Here is a 428-nt window from a genome sequence, read left to right as displayed (position 1 = left end):
GACCTCTGCGTAGAACACGTTCTGGCTGCGGAACTCGTCGAGGGTGCGGATGAGCGCCCAGCCGATGAGGTGCGTGAAGCTGACCTTGCCGCCGCGGGTGCGAGCCATGTGGTTGTTGATGACGATGCGGTTGTCGATCATCAGCTTCGCGGGCACGGTGCGCACGCTCGTGGCGGTCGGCACGGTGAGCGACTCGTCCATGTTCGCCGCGAGGGTCTTCGGCAGACCGCGCAGCGGTGTGACCTTGTCCTCTTCTGCGGGAGCGGGAGCCTCCTTGGACTCCGACTTCGCGGCGGGCTTCGGGGCCTGGGCGGGGATGGGGGCGGCCGCGGCGGGCTTGGCGGTGGTGCGCGCGACGGGCTGGGAGCCGATCACGGGGATCGGTGCCGTCACGGGGTGTGCAGCCTGGGCCGGTGCGTCGGACGCTG

1 protein-coding gene is annotated in these 428 nt (G+C 70.1%); it reads right to left on the bottom strand.

The window, feature by feature from the left end:
* Nucleotides 1-428, bottom strand: a 428-nt coding sequence (locus DSP71_RS23240) for a 2-oxo acid dehydrogenase subunit E2 (protein WP_258546296.1), incomplete at both ends; no start/stop codon positions are given.

The organism is Microbacterium sp. H6, assembly GCF_003314775.1.
Taxonomy (GTDB): Bacteria; Actinomycetota; Actinomycetes; order Actinomycetales; family Microbacteriaceae; genus Microbacterium; species Microbacterium oxydans.
This window is presented reverse-complemented; position numbering and strand designations above follow the sequence as displayed.